The sequence below is a fragment of the Sphingobacterium faecale genome, from assembly GCF_016746095.1.
Taxonomy (GTDB): domain Bacteria; phylum Bacteroidota; class Bacteroidia; order Sphingobacteriales; family Sphingobacteriaceae; genus Sphingobacterium; species Sphingobacterium faecale.
This window is the reverse complement of sequence record NZ_JAERTY010000001.1, coordinates 515819-532226: the sequence shown is the minus strand read 5'-3', so window position 1 is coordinate 532226 and position 16408 is coordinate 515819. Positions and strand designations below refer to the sequence as shown.

General features: G+C 42.0%; 11 protein-coding genes. All 11 read right to left on the bottom strand.

Features of this window, described 5'->3' with window-relative positions:
- Positions 1-7: 7 nt before the first annotated feature.
- The 11 genes from JKG61_RS02115 to JKG61_RS02065 all read right to left on the bottom strand — a co-directional run bounded on the left by JKG61_RS02115 (position 8) and on the right by JKG61_RS02065 (position 16389).
- Positions 8-1366, bottom strand: coding sequence for a RagB/SusD family nutrient uptake outer membrane protein (locus JKG61_RS02115; protein WP_202101334.1), 1359 nt, complete (start codon positions 1364-1366; stop codon positions 8-10).
- A 4-nt stretch (positions 1367-1370) separates the two neighbouring features.
- A complete protein-coding gene (locus tag JKG61_RS02110; RefSeq protein ID WP_202101333.1) occupies positions 1371-4958 on the bottom strand; it encodes a SusC/RagA family TonB-linked outer membrane protein in 3588 nt (1195 codons plus the stop codon).
- A 142-nt stretch (positions 4959-5100) separates the two neighbouring features.
- Entirely contained in the window at positions 5101-6240 is a 1140-nt protein-coding gene (locus JKG61_RS02105; RefSeq protein ID WP_202101332.1) for a FecR family protein, read from the bottom strand.
- Between the two features lie 84 nt (positions 6241-6324).
- Entirely contained in the window at positions 6325-6930 is a 606-nt protein-coding gene (locus JKG61_RS02100) for an RNA polymerase sigma factor (protein ID WP_202101331.1), read from the bottom strand.
- A gap of 260 nt (positions 6931-7190) precedes the next feature.
- Positions 7191-8549, bottom strand: coding sequence for a RagB/SusD family nutrient uptake outer membrane protein (locus JKG61_RS02095; protein WP_202101330.1), 1359 nt, complete (start codon positions 8547-8549; stop codon positions 7191-7193).
- Positions 8550-8559: 10 nt separating this feature from the next.
- Positions 8560-11724: a SusC/RagA family TonB-linked outer membrane protein gene (locus JKG61_RS02090; RefSeq protein WP_202101329.1), complete on the bottom strand. Its 3165-nt coding sequence runs from the start codon at positions 11722-11724 to the stop codon at positions 8560-8562.
- Positions 11721-13136, bottom strand: a complete 1416-nt coding sequence (locus JKG61_RS02085; RefSeq protein ID WP_202101328.1) for a TlpA family protein disulfide reductase — start codon at positions 13134-13136, stop codon at positions 11721-11723. The genes JKG61_RS02090 and JKG61_RS02085 overlap by 4 nt, the downstream gene beginning before the upstream one ends.
- Before the next feature lie 68 nt (positions 13137-13204).
- A complete protein-coding gene (locus JKG61_RS02080) occupies positions 13205-13810 on the bottom strand; it encodes an STN domain-containing protein (protein ID WP_202101327.1) in 606 nt (201 codons plus the stop codon).
- A gap of 139 nt (positions 13811-13949) precedes the next feature.
- Positions 13950-15071: a FecR family protein gene (locus JKG61_RS02075; RefSeq protein WP_202101326.1), complete on the bottom strand. Its 1122-nt coding sequence runs from the start codon at positions 15069-15071 to the stop codon at positions 13950-13952.
- Between the two features lie 86 nt (positions 15072-15157).
- Positions 15158-15724, bottom strand: a complete 567-nt coding sequence (locus JKG61_RS02070; RefSeq protein ID WP_202101325.1) for an RNA polymerase sigma factor — start codon at positions 15722-15724, stop codon at positions 15158-15160.
- A gap of 197 nt (positions 15725-15921) precedes the next feature.
- Positions 15922-16389 carry a hypothetical protein gene (locus tag JKG61_RS02065; protein ID WP_202101324.1) on the bottom strand — a complete coding sequence of 156 codons (468 nt, stop codon included), beginning with the start codon at positions 16387-16389 and terminating at the stop codon, positions 15922-15924.
- Between the last annotated feature and the right edge of the window lie 19 nt (positions 16390-16408).

Genomic DNA, 16408 nt, shown 5'->3' with positions numbered 1-16408 from the left:
TTAAAAATTAGCGTTTGTTTTGAGGCATCCCCGTTTGATCGATGACCGACTGTGGTATGCGGAATGCATATTTCGGACTATTAGGTTCCAAGGTATATGTATCGTTACCTATACTCCTTACTAATGTCTTTTTAAAACGTTCGTCTAGATTGAGTCTCTTCAGATCTGACCAACGCCTTCCTCTGAATAGTAACTCCTTTCTTCGCTCCTTCAGGATTATAAATAACAGATTCTCTGGATCTGATTCTGTGATCGGTGTATAAGCAACGGCTTTGTTCCATCTGCTCTTTAGAAGTGTATTAATTGCTGAGAGAGCTTCATCAATTTCTGCGATTCGACAGGCAGACTCAGCTTTGGTCAAATAGACTTCGCTTGTGGTTATTCCTATAAATAGAGCTCCCAAACTTTTATCATAACTACCCTTAAATCGGAACGTATTTACGGGAGTCCCATTAGCTTTAAAAAAAACAGACTTTCGCAGGTCATTGATCGTGTAGCTATCGTATAAATCGTCATCAACCAATGCTGTATTTTGATCCATTAATCCTGCAACAACACTCTGCGCCGGAAATAATACTTCGACATTAAATCTTGGTATCGGTAGGTCATCGCTTGCATTTAGTGTATTATAATCCAAAAGGCTCGGATTGATCTGCAGACAAGAATCTGCATATAGATAGGCATTTCTAAAATCTCCCATATTTAAATAGGTACGGGAAAGACCTGCAAAAGCGGAGGCTTTCGATGGCCGTCCTATAACGGGCTCTACAAGTGGTAGATTCACTATTGCTGCCTTGTAATCATTGACGATCTGCCTATACGTTTCCTTCAATGTCGCTCTCACCGAAAGCGCATCAATACCAGCTTTGAGTCGTAATGGTATTCCTAATTCACTACCTGCTGTGGACTTATCATACGCAGGGCAATGTAATTCGGTAAGCTGCGCAAACACAAAAGCCCGATAGAAATGCGCTGTACCCAAGTTACGCCTGTATTCCAGAACATCCTCTTCCTTATGCACCTTTTCCAATATTTCTAGCACCTGATTTGCGATATAGATCGTTTTATAAGGTCGCTGCCATTGTGCAGCATCGATATATGGCTCGTCTGCCCATATATAGGCATTACGTTGATCTACGGAATTAGCTGCGTCCCAGTTTTCGCTCGTTAGATAAAAATCATCTGTACCGAGATCACCGAAGATAGGATAGCCAGAATTGAGTTCTGTATAATCATTGAGCAATAGTGTAGCATGTTCCAATTTATTTGGAACAGCTAAATGTATATCCGACTTTTTGTCCAGAAATGAACTGCAGGAAGAAAAGAACCCTATTCCTAAGCTACAGACTATTATTATATTTTTCATTTTTCTAAAGATTAAAGTTGAGACCAAAAGAGTACATGATAGGATCAGGCACAGAAGCGCCGAACTCGGGGTCTATACCTTTATCATTTGCTTTCCAGATCGTTCCTAAATTTTGCAGATAGGCATAAATACGGGCATTCCTAAAGCCATACTGTCTTAAGCCTGGTAATGAAACACTAAATTGGATGTCACGCAATTTTATAAAGTCTCCTTTTTCTACCAATACAGAGGACTGCCTGTACACCTGACTTGAAGCCGCTTTGTTGGGATAGGTAAACGCGGGTACCTCCGTAATCAACTCGTCGCCCGGCTTCTGCCAACGGCGGCTATAGTCACTATGTTTGGCATCGTTATTTATAAACAGATCATTATCGAAAGATTCTCTTAAAAACACATATCCGAACTGAGCAGCTATATTTATAGATACCTCTAGATTTTTATATCGAAGTGCATTTCTGAACGAACCAAAATAAGTAGGATTAGTCGAGCCATGATTCCGAAGATCCTCTACAGTAGAACCTATGATTTTGCTATAGTCTTTAGAGATTTCACCATTTAGATAAGCTCTGGGCGTGCCATCAACAGGATCCAATCCGGCCCATTTGTAAGTCAGCAAACTATATAGGTCCATTCCCTCGAACGGTGTCATCTGTCTTGCATTAGGTCCGGCCATGTACAGATACGAAACAGCATTGGGATCCGAATAGGCTTTGGTCACCTTTGGCCTGCTATACGATAGCATAATATGACTCGTCAATAGCCAATCTTTCTTTTTGAGGGCGGTAGCATTCACTGAGGCATCCCAACCCCTATTTTTAATATTACCGTGATTGATCATCAGTGTACCAAACCCCATTGTCGGATCTACGGGTGCCATGGATATCAGATCCGTTGCATACTTCTCATAGGCTTCCAAACTTCCATTAATACGATTGCCAAAAAATGAAAAATCTAGTCCAAAATTTATATTCCTTACTCTCTCCCATCTCAGGGATGGATTCGGCGGGCTTTGCATTGTTGCGAAATGTTGTCCCGTTATTGTATTCGGATTGTTATTTACCGTAATAATCGGATATGCTGAGAGTAGGTTATTGACATTACCATTATAGCCGTATGTCGCTCGGAATTTAAGCACATCGATATTTTTATTCTCTATGAATCCCTCTTTGGACAATAGCCATGCTGCCCCTACCGACCAAAAGGGTTGCCCTCTTTCATTAGTCTTGACACCGAACAGATTGGAAGCATCTTTGCGGAAACTGGCGCTAAGGATATAACGCTGGATATAGGTATATGATCCATTTGCATAATAGGACACAAATCTATTTGTGGTCTTATCATAGGCACTATAGTCTGTTATCGTAGTCGTCCCGACCTTTCCGTTCCACCAAGGCACCTGTCTCCCATAGGCGACAGGGCTAAATTTACCTGTCTCTGGGTCAAAGCCATAATACTGCGAAGTATGGACTTCATTGACAAGTTCACGCATATCGAAACCAGCCAGTAGGTTTAGATCATGAACGTTAGACCAAGTCCTGTTGAATTCAGAATTAAGTCGCCCAGTATGTACATAAGTATCCCAATGATTGGTATAGATGATATCCCCAACAGAAATATTCCACGTTACAGTATTGGGGTTGTACGAAGCGTACGAGTTAATCAGGTTTCGAGTGGCGAATGATTCCAGCCCTTGATAATTGGTCACTGGATTGATTGTACGCTGATAATTATAGGTACCCTGTATCTTGAGTCCATTGTTGAATGTGTACTGTGCCGAAAAGTTCAACACGGTCTCCTTTACCTTCTGATAAAACTTTGATGCATACAATTCTTTCAATGGATAGTGGTCCCAACTTAGCAACCTACCTCCCGCAACGGTATCCCTATAGACTGGGTGCCTCGAGCTTACATCTACCCGAACAGGGTTACCATTATCATCTGCCAAGCGGACATAGGGATTACGGGATGTACGATATAGGATATCATCGAGATTCCATACATTCTTGGATTCTGTATAGTTCAGACCGACATTCAGCAAGAGATTTTCTATTGGTTTGATCTCCGAGTTGGATTTCAGCGAGATCCGATTATAGGAATCTGTTACGAGACTTCTTTTATCCTTATCAAGCCCTGCCGAGAATATCGTATTGATTCTATCCCCACCAGCACTTAATTGTATATTATGGCTTTGAGTCACGGCTCTTCGATAGATATACTTATAGTAATCGTCCCGTGCATCTATATTCCGTAAGGCGTCAAGTTTACCGTTTAACTCTTCTTTTGTGATTTTGCCCTCCCTCTCATCTTTCATCATCCAGATAATCGGCTGCGCATTAAAATTCCATTTATTAAAAGATGAGTTATACCGTCCTTTGTCAAAAAAGAACTGCATTAGGTCGATATAGTCCGAAGTACCCATGGGTTTTGTGTAATAGAGATCAGGCCGTTCTTTGATACTAAGGTTTGAATTTACAGCTACCTGTGCCTTACTATTAAACTTACCTCGTTTTGTCGTGATCACGATGACACCATTGGCTGCCCGAGCACCCCATATTGACGCTGCAGCAGCGTCTTTTAAGACAGATACACTCTCTACATCATTGGGATTGATATTATTGAACATTCCCATCCCAAAATCTGCCAAATTGGTTTCGTACGGAATACCATCTACCACCAAGAGCGGCCATATATTAGATGATATGGAGCTTACCCCTCTCACATTGATATTCAACATTACCCCTTTGGCATTATGAGAAGACTTATTAGATGAAAGCCCAGGAACAACATCCTCTAGCCTACTTATTATATCCGTAGACACCTTCCTGTTGAATAATGCGGAGTCTATAAACTCAAAGCTCCCCGTAGCTCTTTCTTTAGGTATCTTCTGATATCCCGTAGATACCACCTCGACTTCCTCCACTTCCGCTGAGAAAGGTTTCAATGCAATCACCCCCATATCTGCTCGGACGGTAAGCTTTTGTGCGGCATACCCCAGGTACACCACTTCGAGCTTTGCGCCGATCTGATCCTGTGGCAGCACAAAATAGCCCTGCTCATCGGTTTTGGTCTGCACTGCCGTACGATTTCCGTGTGCATCCAGTATATAGATCGACGCACCGCCCAACGGTTCGCCTTTTTCATTGGTGATCTTCCCGCGGATCGGCGTTTGAATGAGATCGTTAGCTTCTGGAGCCGGGCGGCTATTTGCCGTAGTAGCCTTCGGTCTGACAATGACTGTTTGTTGATCTACGGTATATTGCAGCCGAGACTGGCTGCCAAACAGCTGTTTTAAAACGTCCAAAACAAGAACGTTGCTGACGTCTATAGTGACGGGCTGTGCATGCGCTTTCAATGTCTCTGGACTGTACACAAAATCATATCCTGTCTGCTTACGGATTTCTTTCAGTACCTGCTGCAACTGCTGCCCATTGGCGTGCAAGGACATGCGCTGCGCCCGGAGATCGGTAGCCTGCAGTTGTGCCAACAGTAAAAATATCGAAATGAGTATAAGCTGTACCCGCATAAAAATCCTCCAGCGTGTCTGCCGTGGGATAGACAATAAAATTCCCACGACATGATGATAAAAATTCATATCTTTGATTAGGGTTAAAATGATAAATAACTAGTTGTTAGCTAACTTTTGTTGGTCATTACCTTGTCTTAGACCGGGTTCTGGAGCAAACAGAATCCGGTCTTATTTTGTAGAAACGATGGCTAGACCTTATTGTAAAATACTATTCCCGCTTGACCATGATCCTCCTTTCCTGTGTTTCAAATTTTATACGTTCGGTCAGTGCCAGCTTGCGCAGCACATCCTGTATGTTATCGAATCTAGAGATTGACCCCGTAAAAGTCACGTCGTCTACAGGTTGCATATAAACTATTTCTACGTCATACCAGCGGGCGATCTGACGCATGATGACGGGCAACGCTGTATCGGTAAACATAAATTTGCCCTGTGACCAGGCCATCGCCTCATGGGCATCTACCGGTCGTATACTCATCTCGCCATCTTTCATGACTGCCTGTTGGCCTGGTCTCAACAGCAGTCCCTCGTCTTCGGTAGTTCGCATCCGCTGGATGGCGACCGATCCTTCCAACAAAGTAGTGGCTATCTGATGATCATCTGCATAGGCACTGACATTAAACCTGGTACCTTTTACCAGTGTCCGTTGCTCTCCGCTACTTACGATAAACGGTTTGCGGGCGTTGTGCACGACTTCAAAATAAGCTTCTCCCCTAAGGGTCACCTCTCGCGTATCTCCATCAAAACGAACTGGGTACTGCAGAGACGAGGCGGCATTGAGCCATACTTTGGTACCATCGGCCAATGTGATGCGATACTGCCCACCGCGGGGAGTAGTTAATGTCGCTGAGGTAGTTGCAGCCGAAATAGCAGAACCGTCCTCATAGGTAAGGTTATCGCCGACCACTAGCCCTGTCTGCCTATCACTCAGATCGACTATACTCCCATCAGCAAGGGTTACTGTGGCTCTATTGGTTCCAGGTACAATCTTATTTGCAGCTACGACGGCTGTGTTATCTGTGCTGATGTTAATGTTATAATAATAAAATGTCGCACCTAATGCTATCAATAATAAACCCGCTACGGCAGATATCCAGTAACGTTGTAGCTTACGTATGCGCCCCTGCCGATGGATACGGGTATCCAATGCACCCCAGTTTTGATGCGCTGACGCTATATCTCTCTGTTCGACTTCCACATCATGGCCTCGGTCAATTTCAGCCTGTATCAATTCCTGTATCACTGCCGCATTATCCTTATCTGCAAATTGCACCATTAATAGCTCTACCTCTTCGGCTGTACACTGACGAGCTAAAAACTTTGCATATATCTCCTGTATGTCTGGCATATATTTTCCTCTTTTACCTATACAGTGTGGACAAACAGAAAAAAGTACGGCTCGCGGGCAATTATTTTTTGATATATTTTTAAACTACCTGAAAAGCGTAGCCGCCAAGAGGAAAAAAAGAAGAGATGGGTTGTCTTGGGTCAGTTCCGTTCGCAGGAATTTGAGCGCTCGGGTCATATGGTCTTTTATAGTCGATACGGATACGCCGAACTCATCCGCTGCCTCTTCATACGATCGACCTTCCAGTTTAATCCGTACAAATACTCTACGACGTTGTTCAGGCAGTTTGGCTATGGCAGCCAAGAGAGATGCATTCGTTTCCTGAAAATCAATCTGCTCTTGCAGTTGATCGTAGAGCTCCGTCGCCACTGTCATCAGGTGTGCCCGCATGTCACGGTCCTGTGAAGCTTTATGGTAATATTTATAGGCTTGCAGTTTCGCTCGGTGCAGCAGAATAGCCTTGAATGGGACATCGGCAGGTAGTTTTTTACGTTCGTTCCATATCTGTAAGAATACCTCTTGGTGCAATTCCAGCGCTATCTCTTGATCCAATACCAGTCGACGGATCCGAGCCATAATCATGGGCGAATAGCTATCGTAAAGCTGGTGGTAAGCCGCATAATCGCCACCACGCAACTGCGACAACAGTTCATCTTCTCGACTTACAGTATCTGTGACGACAGGTTTCATTCAGATTGGATAGTAGTTTTGGACATTATGGTCTGCCCAAAACTACGGAAAATGAAACTATTTGCAAATACTGGTTAGGGAAAAATAAATAAGCAGTTTGGCATTTGATCCTACCGTACTTGGGAGGTATCCGAGATAATCAATGAAAAAATCGGTAGAATGATACTTCTATGATGTAAATTGTTAGATACATCACCCACTTCACAATTTTTAAATGTGATTAATCGCATTTCAGATCAAAAAAACCGTCTGTATAATAACTATTGATTTTGTTCTAATTTTCCTATTGAAACTATCTCATCTGGAATTTTGAAGGTATACCTTACATCGTTAGGTTCTAACGTATAGACTTTCCCTTTGTATGATCGTATAATTTTCTTTTTGAAACGTTCCTCAAGATTGAGCCTTCTAAGATCCATCCATCGAATACCAGCACGAAAAGATAATTCTCTCTCCCGCTCTTCCAGAACAAATCGAAGTACATTATCCGGATCTTTGGAATTATAAACTGTAAAACTCCCTTTAGCAATTCTTTTTTCGCGGAGTGCATTTATCCTATCCACAGCAGTATCCAACTTTCCAAGGCGAGCAGCACATTCCGCTGCAATCAAATAAATTTCATCCCTCGCAATACCACTGAACACCGCCGAGGAGACATTACCATCATAGCTTCCATAAAACCCTACAACTCCATCAACATTCTTTCTGTAAAATAAGCTTTTTCGGAGATCATCCACCGCATATTTGTTGTATAACAGATTATCAACTACTGCTCGTGAACTAGAAGAAATACCCGAAAAATCACCTTTAGTAGCATGGAAAACAACCTCTTTGTTCAAAATCGGAAACTGTGTCCCTGAAGCCATCGGATCAAGTAAATTGTAGTCAATAAGTTCTCCATTAAACTGCAAACATGAATCTGCGTATGCGAATGCCTTTTCATAATTTTGAGTCACTAAATAAAAACGGGCCAATGCAGCCCATGCGGCTTCCTGATTTGATATTGTCTTTGCTTTGGTATACTCTGGCAATAGGTTACTTGCCATTATTAATAAACGCTCCATCTCCTTATAGCAATCATCGAGCGATGGACGAACAGATTTTTCTTCTATATTGGCCGAGGGGCGAATCGGAATACCAAGTTTTCCCATATTATTTCCACGCTCATAGGGTGGTGCGTACAAAGCAGCGAGCTGCATCAATGTAAAACCTTTTGAAAAAGCAGCCAGTCCCTTAGCCATTTTACGATCTGACTCAGTTCTATTGCCTAGCTCAGCATGATCTATACCCTGCAACACGACGTTCGTATCATATATGCGAACATAATTTTGATTCCAGTTATTTGCATGGCATGGTTCAGCTATCCAAAGATATGCATACCGTCCAGTCTCATCTAGTGCATCAATATTCTGTTCTGACAAATAGAAAAAATCGCTGGCATAATCGTATGAGAAAGGGTAATTGGCATTCATCCGCGTTTCATTTTGAACTATAGCCAAATAATCATCGACTGTTTTGACCAGGGCTAGAGAACTATCTGGTTTTACATCCAGAAAACCGTTACATGAAGACAACCCTAAGACGCCAACACAGGCTAATAATATTATTATTCTATTCATGGTATTCGATTTAAAATTGAAAATTACATCCTAATGTATATGAACGGGCAATCGGAGTATTATCAGCAAATAGTGGATCGAGTTCATTTTTACTCTTTTTCCAAACTATCCAATTCAAATTATTGACAAAAAGTTGGATACGCACGGCCTTGATGTATTTAGACTTCATGACTGGTGAGTAAGCCAAACTGATGTCTTGAATCCTGATGTGATCCGCCGGTTCGATTGTCGCATCCGACAGCCTATAAAAATTGTCCCTTGATGCCAGCGCCGGATATTGTAATGAAGGAATATTGGTATGAAGCTCGTCCCCCGGATTTTGCCATCGCTTTTCATAATCAGCATGCGCGGCCGCTAAACCAGTAGACAGCATCTGCGCATATAATATTGTATTCCGACGGTACACATAACCAAATTTACCACTTATATTTACAAGCATTTCCACCCCCTTATAATGCCATGAATTTCTTAGATTGGCATAGTATCGAGGTACGACACTTCCGTGATAGATTAGATCCTCCAATTTAACTTTGCTCGTACTCGTCAGTGCTGTATAGTCTTCGCTCAGTTCACCATTAACAAATCCCTGTGGTGCACCTGTATTGGCATTTAGTCCAGCAAAACGGTATGAAAACATCGAATTCATTGGATAGTCAATAGCTGGCGGCACAAAAAACTCTCCTGCTGTCAATGAAGTTCTCGTGCGATTGAGTACAGCCATACGGTTACTATTGAAACTTCCCAGCAGATCAGCTTTCCACTTCCACGTTCGATCTACAATTAACGTCCTTAATGTGAGGTCTATCCCTTTTGTTATTAAGGTTCCACTATTGCGTGTAAAGGATGCAAAACCTGTTGTTCTATCCGCATCTTCATTTGCAATGAGATCTGTTGATGTCTTATTATAATAATCTAGCGTCAGCGAAATCCTATTTTTTAGAAAAGTGGCATCTACTCCAATATTCCATTGTGCTACATCTTCCCAACGTAAATCAGGATTGGGCGCGTTTCTCAGATTCGCATACGGTAATCGTGCCAGTGGGCTCAAAAATGAATTATAATCGATTGTAACCACCGCAGGAACGGCATTGTTCACATTTCCACTATGACCATAGGATGTTCGCAACACCAACTGATCCATCCACGGAACATGAAAAAAATCCTCTTGATTGACGATCCATTTACCACCGACAGACCACAGCGGTTTCCATCTATTGTTTGTATTTACTCCAAAGAGATTAGAAGCATCTCGTCGTGCCGAAGCAGAAAATGTATAACGCTTTTTGTAACTATACCCTCCATTAAAGAAAAATGAAACCATTCTGTCTGCCGAAGAGGTATACTGATCCATAAATGGAACCGACATACTGGAATAAAGATTGTCAAAATTGGGAAAGAGGGTAACATAATCCACCTGACTCGACAGTTTAAGGTCATCATTATACCCGTAAGACCGTCCAATATGTGCATTATTATCTATCTTACGCCATTCGGTCCCGAGCAGTGACTGTACCTCATGTTTATCTGACAAAACACGGTTAAAGTTTAATTGCGTTCTGAACTGATGACTAATGCTTTCGTCATTATCATAGTCCAAAATCCCTCCTTTGGGCAAGTTGTAAGTCAACGTTCCATTTTTGATTACGCTGAACCTATTGATTAAATCCCGCGTGTAAAACAGATCCTCGGATTGATATTTTTTATGCTCCCCCACCTGTCTACTAAATTGGTATTTCAGATCAAATGAAAGACCTTTCCATAGGTTATAAGTAGCGCCGATATCCATGATTATATTTCTACGCAATGTCCTATTATCGCGCTGTTGTATTTCATTCAAAGGATAATAACGCCAGTCCATCAAAAGCCCCTGTCCGACAGTATCGATATAGCTGTACCGATACAAGTTGTCTACTGCCAATGGCGAGCCATTGGCCCCTGCAAGACGGGCGTATGGATAAATGGATGTTAGCTCTCCAGGATTATTGTTATGAGCTAGTGCATGCGAATATTGTAATCCCATTTGGATCTCTATCTTTTTTGACGGCTGCCATTGTTGATTTGTACGGATTGATAATTTATTTTGGTCATTGGCTTTCAATACACTTACATCCCTATCCCAGCCAATGGCGAGCCTATTATTCCATTTCTGTCCGCCCATCTGCAAAGCTATGTAATGCTGCTGATTGATACCTTTACGGTATAGATAACGATCATAATCATTCCTTAGATCATATGACCGATACCGATCTATCTGGGCTATAGCATCCGCTTCATTTAGATTACCCTTTTTTACGGCATCCAGTAATTCGACTACTGGAGTCACAATCGGACGTTTGGTATTATTAGAAAGATTTGCATTGAAGACTCCCTTTTCAAAAAGAAAAATTTCATTGTCTATAAATTGACTACTGCTGACTCTCGGTGAATAGAATAGATCCGGCTTGTCTATGATGCTGACATTCGAATTCCACTGCACAGCCATTGGCCGATCCATTTTTCCTTTTTTAGTGGTAATGACCAATACACCATTTCCAGCCCTTGCCCCCCATATCGCAGCAGCAGCGGCATCTTTTAATAGGGAGACATTTTCAATATCGTTTGGATTGATCGCTTCAATATCACCGTCGAAAGGAAAGTTGTCCATAATAATCAATGGTTTGGCAATTGTCGAAGTCATGGTACTATACCCTCTTATCTGGAGATCTTTCATGTATCCTTTCCTGCGATCAAATGTTAGCCCAGCGGCCAATCCATCCATACGCTCCAATACGCCAGTACCGATCTGCCTTTCATAATCCTTGTTAGCAACGAGATCCACTGCACCTGTGGTTTGGTATTTAGGGATTTTTTGATATCCTGTGGAGATAATAATATCTTCCATTTTCTGACTAAGGACCTTTAATTTTACTTCTCCATTTTTTTCTATTATTTGTCGTGTACTCAATGTATCCGACATATAGCCCAATCGCCTGAATATTAACAACGCTGTATCCTTTGGTATTCTTAACCCATAAATAGGCTTTAAATTATCCTGATGTTGAGAAAAACCCTCAGTGGTTGATGGCGGGAACAGCATTTTTTGAGCTTTCTCGGGCATATGGGAACGAAATTCTAGATGCGATCCTTCAGCAATACTAATAATGTTAAAAAGGAATACTATTAAAACTAGTCTCATTTTAGCACCTCCTTTCTCTTCGAATAAACATACCCGTTTGAGGTGAGCGTCAACGTTGCATTGTTGATCTTAAACTTGTTGGATGACAATACAAAAACCTCCAATTCACGCTGTTCTAAACTTAAGCGAAGTCCCTGCTCTGCGAACGAAGCTTGGAGACTTTGCAAGTCATCTACCTTATGGGGTAATTTTAAATCCAGCTTACCCTTAAAATTCGTTTCATCAATCATAAAAGGGAGATTTGCTCCCATTGATTGGTTAAAAGCATATAGCATATCCTTCATACTATAATTACTCATAAAGTTCTTAGTCTGGTTATTGTTTAATTGAACACGCTGTTCAAATCTACCGTCGCCAGTGCCATCTCCATCCGATCGTCCATTCCTTACCAGTGTGGGGTACCCCAGCCCGGATTTATTAATAGGGAGAAGCTTTTGATTTGAGACAGTCACTATAAGGCAAGGAATCTTTCTTTTTTGGTACGAAGCTTTCATTCCTGTCAGAATATCTAGGTCAATCTTCATTTTGGCAAAAATAGTGGAGTCTGACACCAGCATTGGTGAAACAGATTCGTAAGTCACTCTTGAATATTTCCCATTGGTATCAAAAACCGACAAAAATTCTTCACTTTGTGGATCAGCTTCGATGATACATCGTGAAGGAGTGAAAGTAACATTTTCCTTACGAGGAGATTGATGGTGGATCAAGTAAGCAAAAAGACGTTTTAAACCCCAGTTAGGTAAGACGAAATGCTTGATCTGTCGTAAAGAATCCACCTTTTTCTTTACTGCTACGGGAAGCGTAGGATCATATGGAAGTATAGCACTATAATAAATATCTTTTGCTTCGCCCGTTATGCTGCGTAATAAAGGGCCATCTATTGTGCTTTTTCTCGGCAGAATTGGTTTGGCGGTATTATCTGCTATCATCATAGCAAGTCTATCGGCTGTCAACTCATCAGGGGTGGTCAGCGCCCTTACTTTTCCCTTTTTGTCGATAACGACATTGAAAGGGATCGTACTCCTTCCAAAGTATTTGGCCAGTATTGTATCGTTAACCACGGAATAGAAGGATTTATCAAGATTATTTTCTTTGAGATATTCACTCCTATCAATAAACTTTTGAATTGAAGCAGCATCCTGATGGCTTATAGAAAGTATCTTAAGCTCTTTTCCAAAATCTTTTTCCAGCTTAGATAAGCTTGGAAATGCGGCTATGCAGGAGGAACAATACGTAGCCCAAAAGTCCAAAATAATTAGTTCACTATTCTTATAATCACGGAGCGCCAACTGTTTTGCTCCAGCGGGATGCCCTACGACACCAAGCTTCACATCCCAAAGGACTTGTGGAATTGTATCTCCTATTTTCAAAGCTTTAATACTATCAATGTATTGCTTTTCATCAATTATCATAGTTTGAGATCTACTGATTCCCGCTAAAGCTATAAGTAGCAACGATGACAACATGCATACGATCTCCCTCATTTTACCCCTCCTCTATTAGCATTTATAATCATTCGAAAACGTCCATTTCTATCTGTTCTCCCTATAACTTTACCATCTAAAGATTCTATAACAACCTCTTCCAAAGGCTCATTCGTCTCCGCATCAATCACCCTTCCCTCAATAATCAGATCCTTCGTTTCCGGATCTTCGTATTGTGTCATTTCGATCTTACTTTTCTTTGGATCGACTTTCTTCTCCCTGATCGTAATCACCTTTTCATCAATGGTATAATCAAAGGGTTGGTCGGCTAGTATCGCTTTTATAGCTTGTTCTATGGGCATACCTTTAAGCTCGACCGTTATCGGTTTTGCAGCGCGTAATTGCTTCGCATTAAAAAGAAAAGCATAGCCACTTTGCGTGTAGATCTCGTCAAACACTTTGTCCAGACGAACCTTATTGACCTTCAGGTCTACACGCTGGCCATGGACTGTAGCTTGCACACTTAGCGTAAAAATCGTCATTAACAGGACGGTTAGTTTCATGGTCATCAAAATTTTGAATAGCACGGTTCTATCAAGTGAGGATATTCGCACAGCACCGCGCTGTACAAAATCCTGCTTGATATGAAAATTGATTTTCATACATTTGTTATGTTAGGTTAAAAAATTCTATTACTTCCACGAGTTTCAGAATCAATGGACCGACATCGACCGGAGGTATTAGCTGTACCTTCGGTTTTTTGCTCACTAGGTCAATTGTATTCTTGTAAAAAATTGATCTCTACTGTACCTTGACCCTCCTTCCTTGAATAGTAAATTTTAGATTGCTCGTTTCCTCTAGTGCGGATAGCACTTTGGATAGTCGCACCGTACGCGGTAGCGTGGCGTAGAATGTTTCATCAGGAAGATTCTCTAGGTCAACTTCCACATCATACCAACGGCTCAGTTCCAGCATGATCTCCCGAATAGGCGTCCCTTTGAAAACAAACGTATTATTCAGCCAAGCCATAGCCACGGTAAGATCCGTAGGCTCTACAACCAAGCGCTGCCCATACACCTCGCCCTGCTCACCCGGCGCGAGCGGTCTAACCATACCGCTGCTTAAATTTTTTAAATTGATCTTACCTTCGACCAATGTTGTTCTTGCTTTAGCTTGACCGGCATAAGCCTGTATATTGAATCTGGTGCCTACGACCTGTATTTCCTGCTCGCTACTCTTGACGATAAAGGGCTTGGATGGATTTGATTTGACGTCGAAATAGGCTTCACCTGTCAACTCGACAACGCGCTGGTCGCCCATAAAACGATTTGGATACCTGAGGCTCGTACCTGCATTAAGCTTCACCTTTGTACCGTCTGACAGCACGACACTATACATCCCTCCATTAGGCGTAATGATCTGATTATAGTTTACCGATTCTCTTCTAGCGACGGTAGTGCTTTTATAACTTATCTCCCCAGCTTCAGATCTGTACACGGTCACTCCTCCCTCCAGCGTTAACGGCGCTGTGCCGATATCATCTACGTTAACACGTCTTCCGTCGGCCAGCACTAGAATTGCTTTGTTTCCGCCAGGAAGTGCATCATTGTTTACGGACTGTACTTCCGTCATCTCATCGTTCTGAAACAAATAGGTATAACTCAATCCACACGCCAGCAGTAGAAAACATGCTGCAGCAACTATACGGTACCTTTTCCATAGTCTCGACATTATACTAGCCGTTTGATAGGTAGACGGGATAGTCTTCCCTTTCTCAAAGGAAAGCTGCATTTGAGTGACTTTAGGCCATTCTCCGTTAGTTTGTACAGTACTATTGAAATAATTTTCTACTAGCGTTCTTTCCTCTTCGGTACAGATCCCCTGTTTATATTTTTCGAGTATTTCCTTTGCATTTCTTTCCATATCCAATTGCGTATAGGCGTGGTTTATAGTAATGGCAGTTCAGGAAGATGTTTTTCCCGAAAAAAATAAAAAAAAATCAAATGCTGTTAGGCAAAAAGGAAAAGAACGAACCTCTTGAAGGTATGTGCTAATTTTTTCAGGGTCTGACTCATCAGGTTCTTGACCGTTTTTTCGGAGATCCCCAACTGCTCGGCGATCTCTCTATCGGGAATATTCTGCTGGCGTAATCGAAATATCTGGGCCATCTTTTGGGGAAGCTTGGCTAATTCCGCCTGCAGCTGTTCAAAAAGTTCTTTCTCTTCGATAATACGATCCACTGCGTAAGCGCTCTGATCTAGATGACGTTGGAAATTAGCTGCAAAATCTGCCCGTACTTTGTCATGTGCCTTTAGATTGAGGAATCTGTGTCTTACTGCGCGGAACAAATAAGCGATAAGCGAAGTTTCGATATGCAACAAAGCTTTTTTCTCCCAGATGTACATAAATGCTTCCTGCACAAAATCAGCTGCCTGATCCTCATCACCTGCCAATCGGTAGGCATATAGGTATAGCGCATCGTGGTGTGTCGTGTACAGCGAAGAAAAAGCCTCTTGATCCCCTTCTTTAAGGCGATGCAACAGTTTTCTTTCAGATATAGCACTCGATAGGGTCATCTGCTCCGGTTAGTGCCGGCTAAGTAAAGAAAAAATCGGGTAAAAGGCAAAAAAACTACGCCAGCTCGATCCATCCGCTCACTAGTTTGCGTTGGTCTCGATCTAATTTACGCAAAGAAAAGTACAGTATCAGGATGAATAACAACGAATAAACGCGTTTCTTTGATACCGGAAACGCGTTATCGATTAAAGCGCGATCACTTTTTTTTCAACAGGAAGAAAAGCACTACCATGATAACGGCAATCCCTGGCAGTATTATTTTCCATATCGAATAGCTGACCTTGCTACCTTTTTGCGTATTCAGCTGCTCCTGGACATGGATGGCACGATTGGCTTGGCTCGCATCATAATTATGATACCTCCTAAACGCACTTTGATCTTCCATATACACCGTCCCTCTGCTGGCCCATAAGCCACTATCAGGATGGAAGAAAAAAGTGGAATCCGTCAAAAAGCTCCAGTAACGGTAGGTCGTGTCTTCTAACACATCCTGCTGCCATTCTCTCCTCTCAAAGGTATAGCGGTCGTCTGTATGTAATATTGTCTTTTTTAACTTTTCCTTGGAGGACCTACAACCGTAAAAGGAGATACCAGTAAAGGCCGTAAGGAATATGAGCATCCCGAATACCGGGACAAGGGTGCTGGAAATGATGTGATTTTTCATGTTATAGAGTTATGGAGTT